Genomic DNA, 18,616 nt, shown 5'->3' with positions numbered 1-18,616 from the left:
GTTTCCCCGGAGCCCGGCCATGTTACCCACGACCGATCACGTCATTTCGGGTGTTCGTTGCGGGGTCCACGACAGTGACCCGGGGAGATATGAAGCGGTGGTGTTCGTTCACGGGAACCCCGGTCCGATGGACGACTGGGAGGAGTTGATCCCCGCCGTCACCCCGTTCGCCCGCGCGGTCGCGATGGACATGCCCGGGTACGGGCGCGCCGAGCACCCCCGACGGTTCGACTACACCATCGACGGGTACGCGCGGTACCTCGGGGCGCTGCTCGACCAGTTGGGCGTGGATCGCGCGCATCTGGTTCTGCACGACTTCGGCGGCCCGTGGGGGCTGCGCTGGGCGGCCGCGAACCCGAGCCGCGTCGCGAGCGTCACGCTCATCAATTGCGGCGTGCTCGAAGGGTACAAGTGGCACGGGTTCGCGCGGGTCTGGCAGACGCCGATCCTCGGGGAACTGTCGCAACTCACCACGACGAAGTGGGGGATGAAGCGGGCGCTCAACGCGATGAGCCCGAAGCCGATGCCCGACGCCTTTTTCGACCGGGTCATGAGGTACGCGGACTGGGGGCACAAGCGCGCCGTGCTGAAGCTGTACCGGGCCTCGAAGCACGTTGGGACACGCGCGCCAGAGGTGCCCGCGTTCGCGAAGGATCTGCCCGTGTGCGTGCTCTGGGGCGCGGGCGACCCGTTCATCGGGGTCGAGTTCGCCGAGAAGCAGAAGCGGTACTTCCCGAGGGCCGAAGTCCACGTGCTCGCCGGCCTCGGGCACTGGCCGTTCATCGACGACCTCGAAGCGGTGCGGACTCCGCTGGTGGGGTTCTTGACGAAGCACGTGGGGCGGTCCGACTAGGGGGACCTCATGCGCGCCGACGAGTTCCTTCACGCGGCCATCGAGTGGGTCGCGATCCGTGACGCGGTCCGAGCCGCGTACCCGAACGAAACGAGTGCGTTCCACGCGATCCTGTGCGCGTTCTACCGAGAAGCCGCGTGGTGCCACGTGCTCGTTCGCGCGCACCGGTACGCCCCGATTGTGACCCGGCTGAAGTTCCTCGACGCGAAGTTCTTTGGAGCCGAGAGCGCCACCCGTGTGCGGCTCCGCCCGAACCGAATCCATACGCAGGAGTTCGCGGCCGATGTCTTCGCGCGGTTCCGGGTTGAGGCGTCCGAGCGGTACCCGGAAGCGTTCGCTCGGCTCGCCCGCCCTGGCGCGTCTTTGCGTCGCCCGGCGTGACTTACGGAGGTGGTGGGATCATGTGCGTCGGCGTGGCTCTGACCTACAGTGAATTGCCCCTCGCGCTCATGGAGGAACACGAACTCGACCGGCGCGTTCACGACCGGGGCGCGGAGAAAGAGGTGCGGTTCTATTGGGCCGCGACCCCGACTCTTTTGCCGGTTTTGTGGAACGGGCGGTTCCAGATCGTGAAGTGGGGGAACAGGGATCGGGCGGAGCGGAAGTTGCCGCCAACCGGGTGGACCTGGGGGGAGTCGATCGCCGAAGGGAAGTGGTCCGCGCTGGCCCCGGAGCCGGTGATCGTGCCGGTAACTTACGGTCTCGCGAACGGGGTCTGGTACAAGATGAAGCAGGGCATGCGCGGGTTGCTCGTTCACGATCGCAGCGGCGCGCCGGTCCTGTTCCTGATCTGCCAGCCGGCCACGCGCTACTACCAGGTGATGACCCGCTCGGAGTGGATGCCGGCGCTAATCGGGGAAGTGATTTGAGGATCGGAAAGGGGCGCGACTGGGAAAACAAAATCCCAGCCGCGCGCCATCCGTGAGTCGCCCAAAAACGCGGCTGATGGCACCATTCGCCCGTTCGGTCTGCTCAAGACACACGTGACTAGGCTACTAGTTCTTTGACCGCTTCTTCGGGGGAGTGGGCGTCCGCTTCTGGGTTTCGACGGGGTACAGAATAGCTTCCACGTCCAGTGAGTCGACCGAGAGCACGACCTGTTCCCCCGCGGCCCGGCGCTGGGCGGTCAGCAGGATGTTGATCGAGTACGTGAGCGACGTGTTCGCGTCTCCCGGTCCACCGCCCGATCGGCTGTCCGTGATAAAGGTCTGCTGGAAGTTTTTTCCCAGCTCCTCACCCACGGGAAAATCGCACACCTGCGTGCTCCCGCCCAGATCTGCGACGATCGCGGCCCGTGCTCCCGGGGACTTTGAGACGAAGCCCCGAACATCCTGAACGAACCCGGCCAGCCGCTTTCCCGCAGGCAGGGCAAAGGGGATCGTGATCGAGGCGGTTTTCACAGCGGCCAACGCGTTCCCTTCGGCGGACACCGTGAGGGAATCAAAGAGGATCGTGAACGCCAGGCCGTCGGCGGAGACGCTGGTGGAGTAGCTCTTCGGTTTGATCGTGTCGGGAGTGACCAGCTCGAACCCCGCGCCGCCGAAATAGTCCTTGCGGGCGTTCTGGGGCTCCTCGCCACAGGCCGCTCCCCCCACTGCCGCCAGCCCCAGAACACCCGCCCCACGCCGCAGCACCGACCGCCTAGTGAACCGCTCGCACATGACCGACTCCCTTATTTAGAAACGACATAAAAATACACATACGAATTATTATGTCAGACAATTGACTGTGAAGGTAAAAATGAATTAAATTGCGCCGTCCCCAGGCATCGACCGACAGTTCACGACCGTTAGTGTCCGCATCAAGAAGGTTTACTGGACTATCTCCAGTCCCACTCGTCCTGTTTAAGGGCGCCAACGAAACGGGATGCGCCTACCTATACAGCGACGCCGGTGCGGCGCCAGTCCGAGAATTTTGGGATTTCTTTTCGGCGAGCTTTGGGGAACGTAGATGATGTAAAAGTTGGTTCGACCCGCGGGTCTCACAGTGCCTCGGATTTGTTGCGCGTCGGAGGTCGGCACACGTGGTGGTTGGCAAAGTGAAGTCGGCTGGGTTGCCACTTGTGCCCGGCCGTCGGGCAGAGGTCGGGCCACTCCGAGGTGTTGGCGCCCGACGGACGTGGTTATGGCGGTAACTAGCGCCGGGCACGCACGTTTGATCCCACGACAGCGGTGAAGTGGAACTCAAAGCCTATCGCCCCTGTCACCGGGCGGCTGGGAAGGTGCGGAATTATACCTGTGCCCACGAGTTCAGTGAAACGCGCGGGGCCAAATAAGCAGGAGCCGGCGGAGGAGATCTGGTTTTTCCTACTCCTTGCCGAGCACCAAGTCCACAACCCAGCACCCGCGGACGTGCGGCCCCGGACCGCGGCAGTGATCGAGCACGTCGGCGCTGTCGCACCCGGCGTGCTGGAGTGCGTCGGCCAGAATCGGCATCGCACCGAAGTCGCGCGACTCGTACATCTGCAACGCGAGCGCAACGGCAGTAGAGGTACGCCACGATGGAGAAAAGGTGATCGAGTGAAACAGATTACCGAAGATCTCGCGGAACAGATCACATTGTCGGGCCTCATGCAATTGGTGCTTGAGCCATTCGGTCGGCGTCGGTTCCGGGGTACGACTGAACATGCCCCTGATGCGGCCGAAAAATCCTGCCCGCCGAGTGCTCAAAAAGTGGCTCGCGCCGAAGGAGTCAATAGCCCCCATTATCGTACACACGGTCAGCGTTCCCGCGACCGCGTCCCACGGATCGGTCGCCACGGGTTCCGTTCCCAAGCCGTCTAATCTGTTCCCCGGCGTCAATTCCTGAGCCGCACGCCCCTGCTCGAGTTCGGCCTCACTCGCGAGTCCATCGGCGTACCGCTCGGCGACGTGTAAACGTGCCTCGATAACCGCCGGTGGATTGGGGGACGTGGGCATCACATGCCTGTAAATTGATACCGCGAACAGCCGCAACTTCCGGGGGCTGGCCGGTCTGAACGTTAGGACGGTCTGCATTAGTCGCGGGTCTTCGCAGACCAGCCATTCCGCTTTGGTCATGGGCCACCCCCTTGGAGCCGCTCTCAGCATGACCGATCCGGCGCCCGGTGCAAGCCTCGGCGCCCGCAAGTCGTCCACTTGACACTTCGGTGAACTCGGAACACACCGGAACATGTCGCCCAGTTGACCCGTTTGATATCCGCGTGTGCATATTTAGCGGAGGGTTCGTCAGGATGGTGTGCTGTTGATATAGGGTCTGCCGCCGTGTGGTACCGCTCTCGCACCCCCGATCTCTGAACTGCCGCTTACGCTCATCGACCAGCACAGCCTTCACAACCGCGTGTACGAGCGCGGCGAGAAGGAGGTGCGGTTCTACTTCCAAGCGCGCCCGTGTGTACTCCCGGTGTGGCTGCACGGCCGGCTGCAGGTCGTGCGCTGGGGCAACCGTGACCGCTCGGACCGCGTGCTGCCCGACCGGATGGACGTGAGAAGAGTCGGTCGAGGAAGGGATGTGGGCACGGATGGCGGTCCCGGTTTCACAATCGAACGTTTCCAGGTGTTCGGTAACGGTTGGCTGTCCGCACGACGTGCGATCTACAGCCAGTTGGGGGCGATTGAATGAGCCAAGGTGCTCTTGGGGCGAGCGGGCGGCTATTGCTCTGGCGATTGCAATGATACTCTGGAGATTTTACTCATGGTTTAGCGTCCGCAGGTCGGTATGACCGGAAAAGTGGTGGGTGTTGAATTGCATGGGCCACAGCGTTCTGTGATGATACCGCGGTCGAGCTAAACACTGCTGGTTCGGCGTGAGACGTGGGCTTGTGCAAGTGGTTCAAGCACGACCATCCCGGCCGGTGGCTGTTGCGGGCTCGACCAACTCCTGGAGCCGATGCACATGCCCGTCTACTTTGGCGAGACCGTAACCGTTGAAGTTCAGGGGCAGACCTGGCGGGAGGAGAAGTGCCAGTACTGCGGCGGCCGATTCCACTATCCACTGCGGATCACCGCCAAAGGCGTAGCTATCAACCCGTACTTCCTTGACTCCTACGGCAGCCCTCGCCGTGCGGAAGAAAACGCCCGATCCAGACTAGACCACGCGCTGAAGCACGCCGTTCTCTCGGTCCCGTGCCCGCACTGCTCCAAGTACCAGGACTACATGGTGCCCGTGCTGCGGGCGCGCGGGTACCGGTTCATGCGATCCGTCGCGCAGTTTGTCCTCGGCTTGGGGGTGGTGGGCCTTGCGATCAGTTTGGTAATCACCGTGGCGATTATCGTTCCCGCTGATAAATCCGGTCTGAACACGACCTTAGCGGCGGTCGTGTTCGGGGCGCCCGTTGTGCCCCTGGCCGTCGCCCTGGGGCTTTTCCTAACGCGGCGGCGGCTGCAGGCCGCGTATGATCCCAACGCGGAGATGTATGCCTCAGATCGCCGCCGGCTTGCCGCCGATTCGGTCCTAACGCCCGAGGAGTTCTCGCGGCTAAAAATCCCGATTCCCCCGACCGGGTTGGCCCGGCTCGGCCGCCCTCCGCAGCGGACGCAGCTCGTTGGGGCGAGCTGCGTCCGCTGCGGGGGGCGCATCCCGGACGAGCTTGACAGTCGGTCATGCCGCGGGTGCGGGTGGCCCGTCCACAACCGATGCGCGGCCCCGGCCGAAGGGGGCTGCCCACAATGCGGCGCCGGGGCACCGGGAGCGTAACCAGGACGGTGCGAACCGTAATGTGGAGCAACTCGGACATCCCGCCAGCGAACGGGACGCCGACCCATCCGCACCCCTCGAGCTGCTCACCGACGTGGCGAGCGAGTGTGCGGTTGGAGCCGAACCACGGGGCCAGTTTACCTTCACGTTCGATGTCCTCTTTCGGTTTGGTTCCGTATCCTCAACCCGCGGCCCGGCGGAACCGGACAGTGTGAGATGCGGCGCTACGCCGCGGGTGTGTTGGTAGTGCTGGTCAACTTTGACCGCATCCCGTGGGGCCGGCTCCACACGGGAAGGCGTCAGGTGTTAGGACAGTGGCCCATCCGCCGGGCCGCGATCAGTGAAACAACCGCACCGCGGCGAGCGGCTGTTCGGCCAGGAGCGGGCCGCGGAGTCGTTCAGTCACGTGGTACGAGTACGCTCTCGCCCACTGCAAAAAACCGCGGTTGAACTCGAACTGCACCGCGTACCACTTGAGATCACCCGCATGTGGTCCGGCCGGTAGGTGCATGTGGGCTCGGATCTCGTGCCCGGACCGCGTCTACTTCACGTCTTCAGTGACCTGCTCCGGTTCCGGCCCGATCGTCCACCAGGTGGGGGCGTGCCGGTCGAGCGTCAGGGGGCAAGCCGCATCCAGTTCTCCCCGAGCCACTGGTGCGCCTTCCGCGGCATGTATCCGGGCACATGGTTGCGCCCGGGGAGGGACTTCTTCGTTTTACCGGGTCGGCTTGGCCGCCGGTGGGAACTCCCCCTTGGCCGCGAAGTCGGATGGCACCTGGGCGACGAACTAGGATCGCTCATCCCGCCGACCATGCCCGTGTGCCTTGGACTCGTAGCTCCGGTGCCGGAGGGGCTCCAACTCGCGTTCCAGGTGCCTCATGATGAGCGCCCGATGAGGCTCGCTCTTTTCGTTAGTAGCGGATAGCATGTGACCATCTGACCAATTTCTCCCCCCGAAGTCGAGGCACCCCTATGCCCCCTCGCCCGAACCCCGAATTAATGGTCATCGGCGACTCGCTCCCGCAGGGCTGCCGGTCGCTCAGCGTGACCGCGGATTTCTGCTCCAAGAGCTGGCCCGCGCGGGTAGCCGCGGTTCAAGGCTGGCAGTTCGACACGCCGGATTTCCCAAGGCCGGTGCTCTTCGACCTCGAAGACGACATCTTGCGGCAACTGGACCTTGTGGCACTCGTCGCCCGCCATTCGATGCCCGGGTTCATTGGCCGCCTCAGGCAAAACCTCGCCGATTGGGTCCGAAACGACAAGACGTCCCAGCACGAGTGCTTCGATAACGTGGCCGTTGCAGGGTACCGGGTGTTCGAGCTCTATAAGGCCACCGCGGCTACGGCACAAGCAACTATCAGCGCCCGGACGGCCAACGGCACGCTCCTGGAGCAATTGTCCAACAGCGGAGCCGCAGAACTGCACGTTGCGATCAACACGCGGTTCACGTTGAATCCCGGCCAAGATCCCCAGTTCGCCAATTTCACCCAACTCGATTGGGTCCGCGCACGGGTTCCGAAGCGGCTGGTCGTGCAAATCGGGCACAATCACGGGCTGTACGAGGTCGGGTCGGACGCGGTGGTCACCTCGGTCACCGGCGGAAATGACGGTGAGGGTAGCTACTTCGACCAATGGGCGGAACTCGCGAAGCAACTCGCCGAACTCCCCGCCGGGGTGGAGCAGGTACTGGTCTGCCTGCTGCCGAAACTGGGAGCGGTTGCCAACCTGCGCCCCAAAGGCCCCGAGCGGGAAAACGGCTACGCGCTCGGCTACGAGCCCGTGTTCTCGATCCAGCCGAACACGCTCAGTGGAACGGATTTGGCTGCGATCGATCAGAGCATCCGTGACGCGAACGCCAAGATTCAGGAACTCGTCCGCGCCGCCGCCGAAGCCCGGGGCACGGCGGGACGAATTCGGTTTATCAACACGTTCGAGATCTTCGACAGGTTCGACTTCAAGAACAGTGGCGACGCGATCCGCCGGGTTTTGGTTCCCGAACGCCCCACGCTCGACAATCAGTACCTCGATCGAACACTCTTCAGACGTGAAATCGTGGCCGGCGGGTTCCAAAGCGCCGACGGAATGCACGCCAGTGCCGTCGGGTACGCTCTCCTCGCGTCCGAGATCATGACGGTGTTGGGCATCGCGCACGACCGCGGCGCGATCCTTCAGACGGCGTTCGACGGGGACGCACTACTCGGCACAAGGTCCTCGAACTTGGACGCGCTCGTCGGCATCCTGGGGTCGATCCGGAGAACACAGATTAACCTGGGTATTAACCTGGGCGAGGCGATCGCGACGGACCAGCTCGGAATCGGCCGGGTCTTGGCGATCGGGAAGTCCATCTTCAGTCGATAGTGCATGCGAGCGGTTACTATCGTCGAACGGGTCGGGCGGCGTTCCCAGGGGGCGGAGGAGATGGTGAGGGGGCTGACCACCTCGCGGTCGCTCGTGACTTCGGCCGCGAGCTACCCGTTCGTGACCCGCTTCTTGGTGTGGTTCGCGTGGAACACCGGCCCCGGCCAGACGCGCCACGTCGAGTGGGCCTCCCCCGACATCGGGCAGTAGATTCCGAACGGCACGGATGCCACGGGTCAGGACGGTTGGGCCTCCTTAGCGGAACAGCCCGGCACGTCATCATGCGGGAGCGCAACGGCCCGTCCCGCGGACCCCGATGGGCGGGGAAACGTGCTTCTGACCGATTCACACCCCGACATACACGGCCGGCCGACGGCTCACATCCGGCTCGGCTCGGCGGAGGATCTCGCGGGTCAGGGGCGGCACGTCCCCGTGCCCGGAGAACAGGTACCGGATGAGGTGCAAGACCGGGTTCCCTTCGCCCCAGTTGAAGTACACGCTCGGCCGCTTCCCGGTCACGTCCCGGAGGTGCAGGAGAAGGGCCGCGATTCCGTTCGGGGTCGCCGTCGCCTCGGCGCGGAGGACGCGGTGGCACCCGACCTCGATCCCGCACACACGGAGCACGTCGGTGAAGTCGGAGGCGTCCCGGACGCGCACCTCGAGAAACAGGACGGGTTCGCTCGGGAGCAGGTTGAAGTCGCCGCGCTGGTCCGCCTCGTCGGCCGCGTAGTCGGCCGGGAGGGGGAGCGTCGGGTCGTGGGCCAGCAGGTGCAGCGGGCGGCCCCCGAGTTCGGCGAGGAATCGGCGCGCGGTGTCGTCCAGTTCGACGCCCGCGACCCGCAGTTCGAGGGTGCGCCACACCCGGGACGCGAGCGACACGGCCACGATCCCGGCGATGAAGAGGCACGCGATCTTCACCCCGTCCGGGCGCTCGACGATGTTGGCCCCGAGCGTGTACAGGAACACGAGTGCCACCGCCGCGAACCCCGTGGCCGCGGCCCGCGAGCCGTCCCGGCGGCTGGAAATCGCCGCCGCGGTCGCGCCCGACGTCATGAGGACCAGGACGCCGGTCGCATACGCCCCCGCTTGGGAATCCACGTCCGCGTGAAAGATGAGCGTGATCGCGACCGAAACCGCGGTGAAGAGGAGGACGAGGGGGCGGGCCGCACGGGTCCACTCCGGCGCCATGCCGTACCGCGGCAGGTACCGGGGTACGATGTTGATGAGCCCGGCCATGGCGCTGGCCCCGGCGAACCAGAGGATCAGAATGGTCACCACATCGTAAGCCGTTCCGAACCACTCGCCGAGTAACCCGTGCGCCAGGTACGCGAGCGCCCGCCCGTTCGCCCGGCCGCCGGGTTTGAACTCGTCGGCCGGGATCAGGAGCGTAGTAGCGAGGCTGCTGGCTACAAGGAACAGGCTCATCGTAACGGCGGCGGTCGCCAGGATCTTGCGGGTGTTCCGGATCCGACCTTCGGGCTTCTGTTCGGTGTCGGTGGTCCCGCACCGGACGAGTGGCATGACTGCGACCCCGGTCTCGAACCCGGACAGGCCGAGCGCGAGTTTGGGGAACACGAGCAGCGCGACCGCGGCCATGGCCCACGGGCTCCCGTGCGCGGCCCACAGGTTCTTCTGCCACTCGGCGACGAGATGCGGGTGCGCTACCACCTTAGAGAGGGCGTAGCCGACGACGACACCGTTCAGGGCGAGGTACGCCGCGACCAGGATGACGGCGACCCCGATGGCCTCCTTGAACCCGCGCAGGAACACGACCCCGAGGGCGCCAACCAGAGCGCTGGTGACGGCCACCTGTTGCCCGTTGAGGGCGTCCGGGCAGAACGGGTTCTCGATCAAGTGGGCGGTCGCGTCGGCCGCCGAGAGCGTGATGGTGATGGTGAAGTCGGTGGCCACGAACCCGAGCAGGGCCAGGACGAGGAGCTTCCCCTGCCACCACGGGAGCAGGCGTTCCATCATGGCGATGGACCCCTCGCCGTGCGGGCTCTTCCGCGACACGTACCAGTAGACCGGCAGCGCCCCGAACAAGGTCAGGGCGACGAGGACCAGGGTCGCGACGGGGGAAAGCAGGCCGGCGGCGAGGGCCGCGATGCCGGGCTGGTACCCGAGGGTCGAGAAGTAATCGACCCCGGTGAGGCACATGACTCGGTACCACGAGTGGGTACCGCCCTCCGGCCCGCGCGCGTGCGGACCGGCGACGCCGCGAGTATCGGCACCGTCGAGGAGCCAGCGGCGGAACCGCCCGCGGGAGGGTTTGTTGTCGGAGCCGGAGGAGAGGTCCATAAGCCGCTGCGAGTTCAGGGCAATCGTCCGGGGCCGGGCGCAATGTAGGCGCCGCGCCACCGGTCAGCAAGCGCCGGATTCGGGGAACGCCATAGGGATGCGCAGGGGACGTGCGAGGCACCGAGCGGAGCGAAGCCCGGAGGAGCCCGGCCCGGAGGGATTACCCGAACCCTCACTGCCACTTCTGCGGGTTCTGCAAATCGCGTTCGACGGCGGCCATGTACTCGGCCCACGATGCGTACTCCGACGGTACGATCACCCCTCCGGACTCGCTGTCGTACTTCCAGATCGCTTCCCTCGGGTCGTTCAGATCCACCATCCAGAAATCACCGCCACCGTTCGTGCCGACCACGAAGTAGTTCAGCGGCCACGGCTCCGAGTCCTCGTTGATCTCGATCATCCGCGGGTTGTCGTGCAGCCTCCTGTTGATCTCCGTGATCTGCTTCGGCTCAAAATACAGGAGCGCCCGCATGGGCAGCTTCTTCTTGGCGGCCTTGAGCGTCTGCGCGTGTTCCAGCAGGAACCGTCGGTAATGTTCCGGCAGTTCCACGCCCACGGCGGATTCGATCCCGGCAATGCCCTTTTCCATCATGTCATCACTCCTTTTCGCAGCGGCTTCAACGTTGGGGCAGTTCATTCAGCGGATGCCTTCTTCGATGATCGACTCCTGAGCGGTCGCGGCCACCTGCTTGTCCTCTTCCGTCAGCCGCGTCTCCTTCCACCCGCCCCGGGCGAACCAGCACACCGAGATGACCGCGATGGCCACGTTGGTCACCGGGAACGACCACCAGAGCCCCTCGCCCTGGAGCGTGGTGTGCTTGGACAGGACGTAGGCGAGCGGGAACTGGATCACCCACTGCGCCACGAGCGCGATCACCATTGCGCTCAGCATGTTCCCCGACGCCCGGAACGCGGACACGATGCAGAGTTGCACGCCGATGCCGCCCCATGCCAGGGACATGATGCGGATGAATCGCGCTCCTTCTGCGATCACGGCCGGGTCACCCGGAATGAAGAACGCAACGATGTGGGGCGCGAACAGGTAGGCGCCGACGCCGACCAGTGACAACAGGCCGAAGCCGGACACCGTCCCGGCCCGCGTCACCCGCGCGGCCCGCTCGATCTTGCCAGCCCCCACGTTCTGGCCGACCAGCGTCGAGACCGCCATCGACAGGCCCATCGCCGGGATGGTGATGACCTGCAGCACGTTCGACCCGACCCCGTAGGCCGCAATCGTCTGCGTGCCGAAGCTCGCGACGAGGAACGACATGACCATCAACCCGAACCCCCGGGTCGAGAGTTCGACCGATCCCGGGAACCCGAGGAAGAAGGCGCGCTTGATGTACTGTGGGTCGGGCTTCATCGCCCGCCACGACAACTGGATGCCGTGTCGCCCCCGCAGGAAGATGGTCATACCGGCCGCTGCTGCCAGCGCCTGTGTGACCAGTGTGGCGAGCGCCGCGCCCTTCACGCCGAGGGCGGGAAACGGCCCGTACCCGAAGATGAACAGCGGATCGAGCAGGAAGTTCAGCACCACCGTTCCCGTCACGATGTACAGCGGGATCCGCGTCTGGCCGACGCCGCGCATGAGCGCCTGGAACATTACGTAGATGAAGACGAAGACGATGCCGATGAACGACACCCGCATGAACCCGAGAGCCTGCTCGTAGACGTCGGGCGCCACGCCGATCAGGGCCAACAGGCGGGGCGACAGGGCGTAGCCGATTCCGCCCAGGGCGATCGAGGTGAGGGCCACCATGATCATTGTCTGAGCCGCGACGTGGTTCACCATGTCTTGGCGACCGGCACCCGTGTACTGCGCGGTGAGGGTTGCTCCCGCCATCGCCAGCCCGGAGCCGAGAGCGATCACCAGAAACGTTACCGGGAGGCTAACCGAGACGGCGGCCACGGCGCTGGCGCCCAGCCGCCCCACCCAGAAGGCGTCCGTCAACTGGTACCCGGTCTGGAGCACGTTGCCCAGGATGATTGGGACGGCGAGCGTGATCAGCGCGCGGCTGATCGGGCCTTCGAGGAAGAGCTTCTGTCGGTCACTGACCATCCTGACCCCAATTCCTGTGAGCGTGCGGGCGCGACTGGCACATTTTAGGCGCCGTGCATCACACAACCTGCTCCAGTTTGGGGCCGGTCGGGCCATTTCTTGCGATTGGGATGCGGGGCGGTTCAGGCCGTCGTAATCGCTGCTGATCGTACACGGCCCGTCGGCCATCTTCGCGGCCTCGACCAATGCGCGAAACTCCATTTCGTAGCTGGAGGTGTCAGTTCGGCGCCCGACGAGGTGCGCGCGATAACGGCCGCCCATCCGCCGACTCCGGTTCGGTCGTTGAAGGTTCCGTCCGTGTGGATCTCGCTGCGCGCGCTCACGGCGGCAGAATGCTGGAAGACGGGCACTCGCGCAAGCGGAAGCGTATGATCGAGACATTGAGTCGCGGCAAAGGCACGGAACCCGTTCGGAAACGCCCGTGTTGCGGAATTCGCCGTGCCGAACCTCTCCGGGCGTGGCGCACCAGCGCGAGATCGTGATCCAGCACGAGATGGACGGCATCGTTGTCGTCAACAAGGGGCTGGATGCGAGCGGCCGGATCGTCGTCGATGGGGTCCGGCCGGTCCGCGACGGCGAGAAGGTGGAGTACGAGTTCCGCAAGCCGGAGCCGGCGAACCCGAAAAAGCCTTTGGAAAGGTGACTGCTGGGCGTGACAAGGGAGGCCCGCTCTCGTCACAGGATCTTTCCGGTCAGTTGCCGCCCTTCCGCGAGGCCGATGAAGAGCTGTTCCCTGTTCTCAGCGCCGATGAAGACGAGGACGAAGAGGAGGACGAGGACGAAGAGGAGGACGAGGACGAAGAGAGCGATCTCGGTGACGCGGACCTGGATGCCGACGGCGACGAGGATAAGGACGAGTGAGGTCGGCGCCCGTCACGCGATAAAGCCCGGGTTCGTCACCGGGGCTCCTTCGTTTCAGCGGGTCGGTTTGGCCGTCGGTGGGGCCGATCCCGACCCCTTGGCGTGTGCCACTTTTCCGGCCACGAAGCAGTTGCACCCGCTATTCCCCGAGACCCGCAAGGTGAACCGCTGGAGGCTCTCCTCGATGCACAGCCCCATCGTCGTGTTCTCGACGCTCGCGCCGGGTTCGACCTGGAACCACTTGCAGTCCTTACACTCGCCCCATTCTTCGTCGGATCGGCGTGCCATGATGAGCTCCACAGGTGTGAAACGGTATGGTTGACGGGTCTACGCGCCCGTAGAAGCGTCCCGAGTTGAGAGGCCCAGTTCACGGTCGCGGCGGGCGATCGACTCACGGATCTGCGCGATCTTTGCTTCGGCCCGTGTCAGGGCAGAATCCATCCGGTCCAGTGGGGTACGGGCGCTCCGCGCGATGGCCTCGGCCCAAGCGGTTATTGCGTCGAGTTTGGGATCGGTCGTCACCGGAATGGCCCGGAAGGGGGAGCAACTGGGCGGCGGCTAACTGTTTGCAACCTGCGTGCCGCCCGTCTGCTGAGCTGGACACGTCACTGCCCAGCGATTACGGTCTCCCCTTTCTCATTGGGGGAGTGGAAATGCCACGTTCAGCCGTCACGCAGTTGATGTTCGAGGGCCGCGCCGAGGAGGCCATGACGCTTTACGTGTCCCTATTCAAGGGGACCGTGGATCGAACCGAGAAGTATGGCCCCGGAGAGTACGGAGCCGAAGGCACGATCAAGCGGGCCGAGTTCACACTCGGCGGGCATCGGCTCGCGTGCATCGACAGCCCGGCCAAGCACGCCTTCACCTTCACCCCGTCCGCCTCCCTTTTCGTCGAGTGCGCCGACGAGAACGAACTGGATAAGGCGTTCGCGGTCCTGTCCGAGGGCGGAGCGGTACTGATGCCGCCGAGCAACTACGGGTTCAGTCAGAAATTCACTTGGGTCAACGACCGGTTCGGCGTGTCGTGGCAGCTCAACCTCGCGTGAGGGCACACCGTGGCGACGAAGAGGCCGGCCGACACCGTGGAAAGTTTTCTCACCACCCTGGAGCACCTACACAAGCCCGCGGTCCTCGCGATTCGAGAGATCCTCCTCGGCACGCCGGGCGTCACCGAGGGCATCAAGTGGAACGCCCCCAGCTTCCGCACCACGGAGTGGTTCGCAACATTCCACTTGCGCGCGAAGGCGGGAGTGCAGATGATCCTCCACCTCGGCGCGAAGGTGCGGGCCGGGAACGGGATCACGATCGACGACCCGGTCGGGCTGCTCACCTGGCTGGGAAAGGACCGGGCGTCGGTGACGTTCGCGGACACGGCCGACGTGAAAGTAAAGCGAGACGCGTTCGCCGCGCTGATTCGGCGGTGGATCGAACACGTTTGAGGGCTACTTCCGCCGCGCGCATTCAGGCCGGCTGAACTCCTCCGCCGGGACGAGTTCCATGTCGTCCGGCCCGACTTCCCGCCCGTCGTGCGCGTGGAACGCGAGCGGCTTCACCGGCTTCCGGTCCCGCTTGTCCACCAGAACGTAGGGGTTGTCGCCCCCGCACCCCTCGCCCCACTGCCGGATCGCCATCAGCACCAGGAACAGCCCTCGCCCCTTTTCGGTCAGCGAGTACTCCTGGTACGTGCTCCCCTCGACCGGAACCTGTTCGAGTACCCCGAGCGCGACGAGCTTCCGCAGCCGCACGGTCAGGATGTTCTTGGCCACCCCGAGGCTCTTCTCGAATTCCCCGAACCGTCGGTCGCCCGCCAGCGCCTGCCGCACGATGAGCACCGACCACGTGTCCCCGATCGCCTCCAGGGACCGGGCGAGCGGGCATTCGTCGTTCTCTAAGCTCTTTCGTTTCATGGCTTTTCCCCCGTTACGGGAGAATTTTAGAAATCGGTTGCAAGGGGCAACTGCTGCCCATTGTATACCCCGCCAGTTGCGAACTGCAACTGACCTAAGCAGGAGACGGTCATGTCGAAGAAACTTGCGGGCAAAGTGGCGGTGGTCACGGGCGCCTCGAAGGGCATCGGGGCGGAAATCGCCCGCCACCTCGCCGCTGAAGGGGCCTCGGTGGTCGTCAATTATGCCTCCAGCAAGGAAGGCGCCGACAAGGTGGTGGCCGACATCACCGCGAAGGGCGGCAAAGCCGTGGCCGTGAAGGGCGACGTGTCGAAGAAGGCGGATGCAGAAGCCATCGTCGAGGCCGCGGTCAAGCACTACGGCCGGCTCGACGTCCTGGTGAACAACTCCGGGGTGTACGAGTTCGCCCCGATCGAGCAGATCACCGAAGATCACTTCCACCGCCTGTTCAACATCAACGTCCTCGGGCTCCTGCTCACCACTCAAGCAGCCGCCAAGCACCTGAAAGAAGGCGCGAGCGTCATCAACATCGGCTCCGGGGTCAGCCGCGTCACCCCGCCGAACACCGCCGTGTACACCGCGACCAAAGGGGCGGTGGACGCGATCACCGGGGTGTTGTCGAAGGAACTGGGGCCGAAGAAGATCCGGGTGAACTCGATCAACCCGGGCTTGGTTGACACCGAGGGCGCGCGGACGCTGGGTGTGATCGGTTCGGAGATGGAAGCCGGGTTCGTCGCCCAGACCCCGCTCGGTCGTGCGGGTCAGCCCGCGGACATCGCCTCCATCGCCGTGTTCCTCGCTTCGGACGACGCCGGATGGCTGACCGGTGAGACTCTCCTGGCCACCGGCGGGTTGCGGTAACCAAACTCGAACCATCTCCGGCCGCGCTGCGGCCGATTCTTTTAGGAGCACTCCAATGGCTGGCAAACTCGAAGGCAAGGTCGCGGTCGTCACCGGTGGTAACAGCGGCATGGGGCTGGCGACCGCCAAGCTGTTCGCGAAAGAAGGGGCGCACGTCTACATCACCGGCCGCCGGAAGGCCGAGCTGGAGGCGGCGGTTAAGGAGATCGGGCGGAACGTCACCGCCGTGCAAGGCGATGTCGCCAAGCTCTCCGACATCGACCGGCTGTACGCGCTGGTGAAGGAGAAGCACGGCAGGGTGGACGTCGTGTTCGCCAACGCCGGGGTGGGGGAACTGGTACCCATCGCCGACGTGACCGAGGCGCACTTCGACAAGCTGTTCGGCATCAACGTGAAGGGGCTCCTCTTCACGGTGCAGAAGGCGCTGCCCCTGATGGCGGGTGGCGCGTCAATCATTCTGAACGGGTCGATCGCCGGGTACACGGGCTCGCCCGCGTTCAGCGTCTACAGCGCCACCAAGGCCGCGGTTCGCTCGTTCGCGAGGACCTGGACCGCTGACCTGAAGGAGCGCAAGATCCGGGTCAACACCCTCAGCCCCGGCCCGATCGACACGCCGATCTTCGAGACCGTCGTAACTGAGAAGGACCAGGTGGAGCAGCTCAAGGCGGGGTTCGCCGCTCAGGTGCCGCTCGGCCGAATGGGGCGCCCCGAGGAGATCGCCACCGTCGCCCTGTTCCTCGCGTCGGACGACAGCAGCTTCGTGACCGGGATCGACCTGTCCGTGGACGGCGGCATGGCCCAGGTGTAGGCGCGTCGGGGCGCGGGAGTTGCAACCGGGCAAGCGCCCCGCGCCCCGGAGCCACAAATGAACAGCCGCAAGAAAGACGACTTTCCCACCAATAAGATTCGCCGGTTCCTCGAACCCGGCCCCATCGTCCTGGTCAGCTCCGCCCACGCGGGCGAACGGAACATCATGACGATGGGCTGGCACATGATGCTCGGGTACGACCACATCGGGTGCTACATCTGGGACCAGAACCACAGCCGCGAACTGATCCGCAAGAGCAAGGAATGCGTCTTCAACGTACCGACCTTCGACCTGATCGAGGCGGTGATCGGGACCGGCAACAACCACGGCCCCGAGATCGACAAGTTCGAGACGTTCGGCCTCACCCCGGAAAAAGCGAAGCAGGTTGACGCGCCACTCATCGCGGAGTGCTACGCGAACTTCGAGTGCCGGCTCGTGGATAACAGCCAAGCGAAGAAGTACAGCCTGTTCGTCTTCGAGTGCGTGAAGGCCCACGTCGCCAGATCGCCGAAGTACCCGAAGACGGTTCACTACCGGGGCGACGGGGGGTTCATGATCGCCGGCGAGAACAAGAGCTACCGGAAGAAGTTCAAGCCCGAGATGCTGTAACCGACTGTAGATTCGTCGGCACCGCCTTTGCAGCACCACGCACGCCTCGCTCCAACGAGGGATCCACCCGTGCAGCGGCGCGAGTTCATCGGGCCGATTACCCCGAGGCCGAGGTGCTGCTCCAGGAGACGCTGGACGAGGAGAAAGAGGCCGACGAGAAGCTGAACGAACTGGCCGAGACCGTCATCAACGTCGAGGCCCAGGAAGCCGAGGGCGACGGGGAGGACGACACGGAAGAAGAAGAGCCGGAAGAGGATGAGCCGGCACCCGCACCTCAGAAGGGGAAAGCCGCACCTAAAGCGGGCGGCAAAAAGTAAGCGCGGAAGCAGGACGTGGGGAGCCCCGGTTTTTGCCGGAGCTTTTTTCGTTTGCTCTCGTTTCACCCCGCCCGCGTCTCGCCGCCGAGCAGGGTCAGGATCTCGCCGTTGATGTAACTCGAATCCGCCTCCGACGCGAAGAACACGAACGCCGGGGCCACCTCCTCGGGCTGGCCGGGGCGCTTCAGCGGAGTGCCGGCGCCGTGTTCGGCCACTTTGTCCGGCGGCTTCGACACCGGTTGCAGGGGCGTCCAGATCGGCCCCGGCGACACGCAGTTCACCCGAATGCCCCGGTCGATCAGGTTCTGCGCCAGACTCTTGGTGAAGGCGTGGATCGCGCCCTTGGTGCTGGCGTAGTCGATCAGCGTCTTGTTCCCTTCGAGCCCGGTGATCGACCCGCAGTTCACGATCGCCCCGCCCTTCGGCAGGTACGCGACCGCCGCCTTGGCCATGTAGAAGTACCCGTAGATGTTCGTCCGGAACGTCGTGTCGAACTGCTCGTCGCTGATGTCCTCGAGCTTCTGCTGCGTCTCCTGGTACGCCGCATTGTTCACCAGCACGTCGAGCCGCCCGTACTCGGCAACGGTCTCCTCGACCGCGTCCCGGCAGAACTTCGGGTCCTTCACGTCACCGGGGAGGAGCAGGCACTTGCGCCCTTCTTCCTGCACCGCTTTCTTGGTTTCCTCGGCATCGGACTGCTCAGCAGCCAGATACACGATCGCCACGTCCGCCCCCTCGCGCGCGTACAGGACCGCGACCGATCGCCCGATCCCGGAGTCGCCCCCGGTGATGAGCGCGGCCTTACCCTTGAGCTTGTCGGCGCCCTTATAGAGCGGGGCTTTGTACTTCGGCGGCGGGTCCATTGCCGAGTCCAGGCCGGGCTTCGGCTGGGACTGCGGCTTCATCGGGCCTTTCGGTTCCTTCTGCTGGCTCATTGGCAACTCCAGGTGTGGTGCAGACGCCATCACGACTGCACAAGGCATACCGGCGCGTGGTTTGCGGAGGAACGCC

Annotated in this window: 25 protein-coding genes; 15 read left to right on the top strand and 10 right to left on the bottom strand. The window is 64.9% G+C overall.

The window, feature by feature from the left end:
• Positions 1-19: 19 nt before the first annotated feature.
• From J8F10_RS16810 to J8F10_RS16800, 3 genes are read left to right on the top strand one after another with little or no spacing between them, the layout of a single operon-like run.
• The gene (locus tag J8F10_RS16810; protein ID WP_210655521.1) at positions 20-853 is read left to right on the top strand and encodes an alpha/beta fold hydrolase; all 834 of its coding nucleotides are present in this window, start codon (positions 20-22) and stop codon (positions 851-853) included.
• A 9-nt stretch (positions 854-862) separates the two neighbouring features.
• Entirely contained in the window at positions 863-1,234 is a 372-nt protein-coding gene (locus tag J8F10_RS16805) for a hypothetical protein (RefSeq protein ID WP_210655519.1), read from the top strand.
• A gap of 20 nt (positions 1,235-1,254) precedes the next feature.
• Complete coding sequence (locus J8F10_RS16800; protein ID WP_210655517.1) at positions 1,255-1,722, top strand: hypothetical protein; 468 nt, start codon at positions 1,255-1,257, stop codon at positions 1,720-1,722.
• 126 nt (positions 1,723-1,848) lie between these two features.
• Here J8F10_RS16800 and J8F10_RS16795 read toward each other — a convergent pair whose 3' ends face one another.
• Both J8F10_RS16795 and J8F10_RS39000 read right to left on the bottom strand, forming a co-directional pair.
• Entirely contained in the window at positions 1,849-2,514 is a 666-nt protein-coding gene (locus tag J8F10_RS16795; RefSeq protein ID WP_210655515.1) for a hypothetical protein, read from the bottom strand.
• Between the two features lie 645 nt (positions 2,515-3,159).
• Positions 3,160-3,891 carry a hypothetical protein gene (locus J8F10_RS39000; RefSeq protein ID WP_246523411.1) on the bottom strand — a complete coding sequence of 244 codons (732 nt, stop codon included), beginning with the start codon at positions 3,889-3,891 and terminating at the stop codon, positions 3,160-3,162.
• Between the two features lie 304 nt (positions 3,892-4,195).
• Here J8F10_RS39000 and J8F10_RS16785 point away from each other — a divergent pair, with 304 nt between their 5' ends.
• Positions 4,196-4,453, top strand: a complete 258-nt coding sequence (locus J8F10_RS16785; RefSeq protein ID WP_210655513.1) for a hypothetical protein — start codon at positions 4,196-4,198, stop codon at positions 4,451-4,453.
• Positions 4,454-4,726: 273 nt separating this feature from the next.
• The gene (locus tag J8F10_RS16780) at positions 4,727-5,527 is read left to right on the top strand and encodes a hypothetical protein (protein ID WP_210655511.1); all 801 of its coding nucleotides are present in this window, start codon (positions 4,727-4,729) and stop codon (positions 5,525-5,527) included.
• 337 nt (positions 5,528-5,864) lie between these two features.
• On the opposite strand, the gene J8F10_RS16775 is transcribed toward J8F10_RS16780, so the two are convergent.
• Entirely contained in the window at positions 5,865-6,038 is a 174-nt protein-coding gene (locus J8F10_RS16775; RefSeq protein WP_210655509.1) for a hypothetical protein, read from the bottom strand.
• A 461-nt stretch (positions 6,039-6,499) separates the two neighbouring features.
• Between J8F10_RS16775 and J8F10_RS16770 the strand changes: the two genes are divergently transcribed.
• Together J8F10_RS16770 and J8F10_RS16765 are read left to right on the top strand one after the other, a co-directional pair.
• On the top strand, positions 6,500-7,885 hold the full coding sequence (locus J8F10_RS16770; RefSeq protein WP_210655507.1) for a hypothetical protein: 1,386 nt from the start codon (positions 6,500-6,502) through the stop codon (positions 7,883-7,885).
• Positions 7,886-7,888: 3 nt separating this feature from the next.
• Complete coding sequence (locus tag J8F10_RS16765) at positions 7,889-8,095, top strand: hypothetical protein (protein ID WP_210655505.1); 207 nt, start codon at positions 7,889-7,891, stop codon at positions 8,093-8,095.
• Between the two features lie 135 nt (positions 8,096-8,230).
• Here J8F10_RS16765 and J8F10_RS16760 read toward each other — a convergent pair whose 3' ends face one another.
• The 3 genes from J8F10_RS16760 to J8F10_RS16750 all read right to left on the bottom strand — a co-directional run bounded on the left by J8F10_RS16760 (position 8,231) and on the right by J8F10_RS16750 (position 12,242).
• Positions 8,231-10,183 (bottom strand): amino acid transporter, encoded by a 1,953-nt coding sequence (locus tag J8F10_RS16760; RefSeq protein ID WP_210655503.1) that lies wholly within the window; start codon positions 10,181-10,183, stop codon positions 8,231-8,233.
• Positions 10,184-10,355: 172 nt separating this feature from the next.
• Complete coding sequence (locus tag J8F10_RS16755; RefSeq protein ID WP_210655501.1) at positions 10,356-10,775, bottom strand: SMI1/KNR4 family protein; 420 nt, start codon at positions 10,773-10,775, stop codon at positions 10,356-10,358.
• Positions 10,776-10,820: 45 nt separating this feature from the next.
• Entirely contained in the window at positions 10,821-12,242 is a 1,422-nt protein-coding gene (locus J8F10_RS16750) for an MATE family efflux transporter (RefSeq protein WP_390891144.1), read from the bottom strand.
• 421 nt (positions 12,243-12,663) lie between these two features.
• Here J8F10_RS16750 and J8F10_RS16745 point away from each other — a divergent pair, with 421 nt between their 5' ends.
• Together J8F10_RS16745 and J8F10_RS16740 are read left to right on the top strand one after the other, a co-directional pair.
• Positions 12,664-12,885: a hypothetical protein gene (locus J8F10_RS16745; protein WP_210655497.1), complete on the top strand. Its 222-nt coding sequence runs from the start codon at positions 12,664-12,666 to the stop codon at positions 12,883-12,885.
• A complete protein-coding gene (locus J8F10_RS16740; protein WP_210655495.1) occupies positions 12,882-13,103 on the top strand; it encodes a hypothetical protein in 222 nt (73 codons plus the stop codon). Before J8F10_RS16745 ends, J8F10_RS16740 begins: the two co-directional genes overlap by 4 nt.
• A gap of 54 nt (positions 13,104-13,157) precedes the next feature.
• Here J8F10_RS16740 and J8F10_RS16735 read toward each other — a convergent pair whose 3' ends face one another.
• Together J8F10_RS16735 and J8F10_RS16730 are read right to left on the bottom strand one after the other, a co-directional pair.
• Positions 13,158-13,391 carry a hypothetical protein gene (locus J8F10_RS16735; protein ID WP_210655493.1) on the bottom strand — a complete coding sequence of 78 codons (234 nt, stop codon included), beginning with the start codon at positions 13,389-13,391 and terminating at the stop codon, positions 13,158-13,160.
• Between the two features lie 39 nt (positions 13,392-13,430).
• Entirely contained in the window at positions 13,431-13,625 is a 195-nt protein-coding gene (locus J8F10_RS16730; protein ID WP_210655491.1) for a hypothetical protein, read from the bottom strand.
• Between the two features lie 131 nt (positions 13,626-13,756).
• Between J8F10_RS16730 and J8F10_RS16725 the strand changes: the two genes are divergently transcribed.
• Both J8F10_RS16725 and J8F10_RS16720 read left to right on the top strand, forming a co-directional pair.
• Positions 13,757-14,149 (top strand): VOC family protein, encoded by a 393-nt coding sequence (locus J8F10_RS16725; protein ID WP_210655489.1) that lies wholly within the window; start codon positions 13,757-13,759, stop codon positions 14,147-14,149.
• A 9-nt stretch (positions 14,150-14,158) separates the two neighbouring features.
• A complete protein-coding gene (locus J8F10_RS16720; protein ID WP_210655487.1) occupies positions 14,159-14,542 on the top strand; it encodes a DUF1801 domain-containing protein in 384 nt (127 codons plus the stop codon).
• Between the two features lie 3 nt (positions 14,543-14,545).
• Here J8F10_RS16720 and J8F10_RS16715 read toward each other — a convergent pair whose 3' ends face one another.
• Positions 14,546-15,010 carry a winged helix-turn-helix transcriptional regulator gene (locus J8F10_RS16715; protein WP_210655485.1) on the bottom strand — a complete coding sequence of 155 codons (465 nt, stop codon included), beginning with the start codon at positions 15,008-15,010 and terminating at the stop codon, positions 14,546-14,548.
• Positions 15,011-15,121: 111 nt separating this feature from the next.
• On the opposite strand from J8F10_RS16715, the gene J8F10_RS16710 reads away from it, so the two are divergent.
• From J8F10_RS16710 to J8F10_RS40345, 4 genes are read left to right on the top strand one after another with little or no spacing between them, the layout of a single operon-like run.
• Positions 15,122-15,871 carry a glucose 1-dehydrogenase gene (locus tag J8F10_RS16710; protein WP_210655483.1) on the top strand — a complete coding sequence of 250 codons (750 nt, stop codon included), beginning with the start codon at positions 15,122-15,124 and terminating at the stop codon, positions 15,869-15,871.
• A gap of 55 nt (positions 15,872-15,926) precedes the next feature.
• Positions 15,927-16,679: a glucose 1-dehydrogenase gene (locus J8F10_RS16705; RefSeq protein WP_210655480.1), complete on the top strand. Its 753-nt coding sequence runs from the start codon at positions 15,927-15,929 to the stop codon at positions 16,677-16,679.
• A gap of 57 nt (positions 16,680-16,736) precedes the next feature.
• The gene (locus tag J8F10_RS38995; RefSeq protein WP_246523410.1) at positions 16,737-17,288 is read left to right on the top strand and encodes a flavin reductase family protein; all 552 of its coding nucleotides are present in this window, start codon (positions 16,737-16,739) and stop codon (positions 17,286-17,288) included.
• Complete coding sequence (locus J8F10_RS40345) at positions 17,183-17,605, top strand: DUF892 family protein (RefSeq protein ID WP_315854234.1); 423 nt, start codon at positions 17,183-17,185, stop codon at positions 17,603-17,605. Before J8F10_RS38995 ends, J8F10_RS40345 begins: the two co-directional genes overlap by 106 nt.
• Positions 17,606-17,667: 62 nt before the next feature.
• On the opposite strand, the gene J8F10_RS16695 is transcribed toward J8F10_RS40345, so the two are convergent.
• Positions 17,668-18,540, bottom strand: a complete 873-nt coding sequence (locus tag J8F10_RS16695) for an SDR family oxidoreductase (protein WP_210655477.1) — start codon at positions 18,538-18,540, stop codon at positions 17,668-17,670.
• Positions 18,541-18,616 lie beyond the last annotated feature (76 nt).

The sequence above is a fragment of the Gemmata palustris genome, from assembly GCF_017939745.1.
Classification (GTDB): domain Bacteria; phylum Planctomycetota; class Planctomycetia; order Gemmatales; family Gemmataceae; genus Gemmata; species Gemmata palustris.
This window is presented reverse-complemented; position numbering and strand designations above follow the sequence as displayed.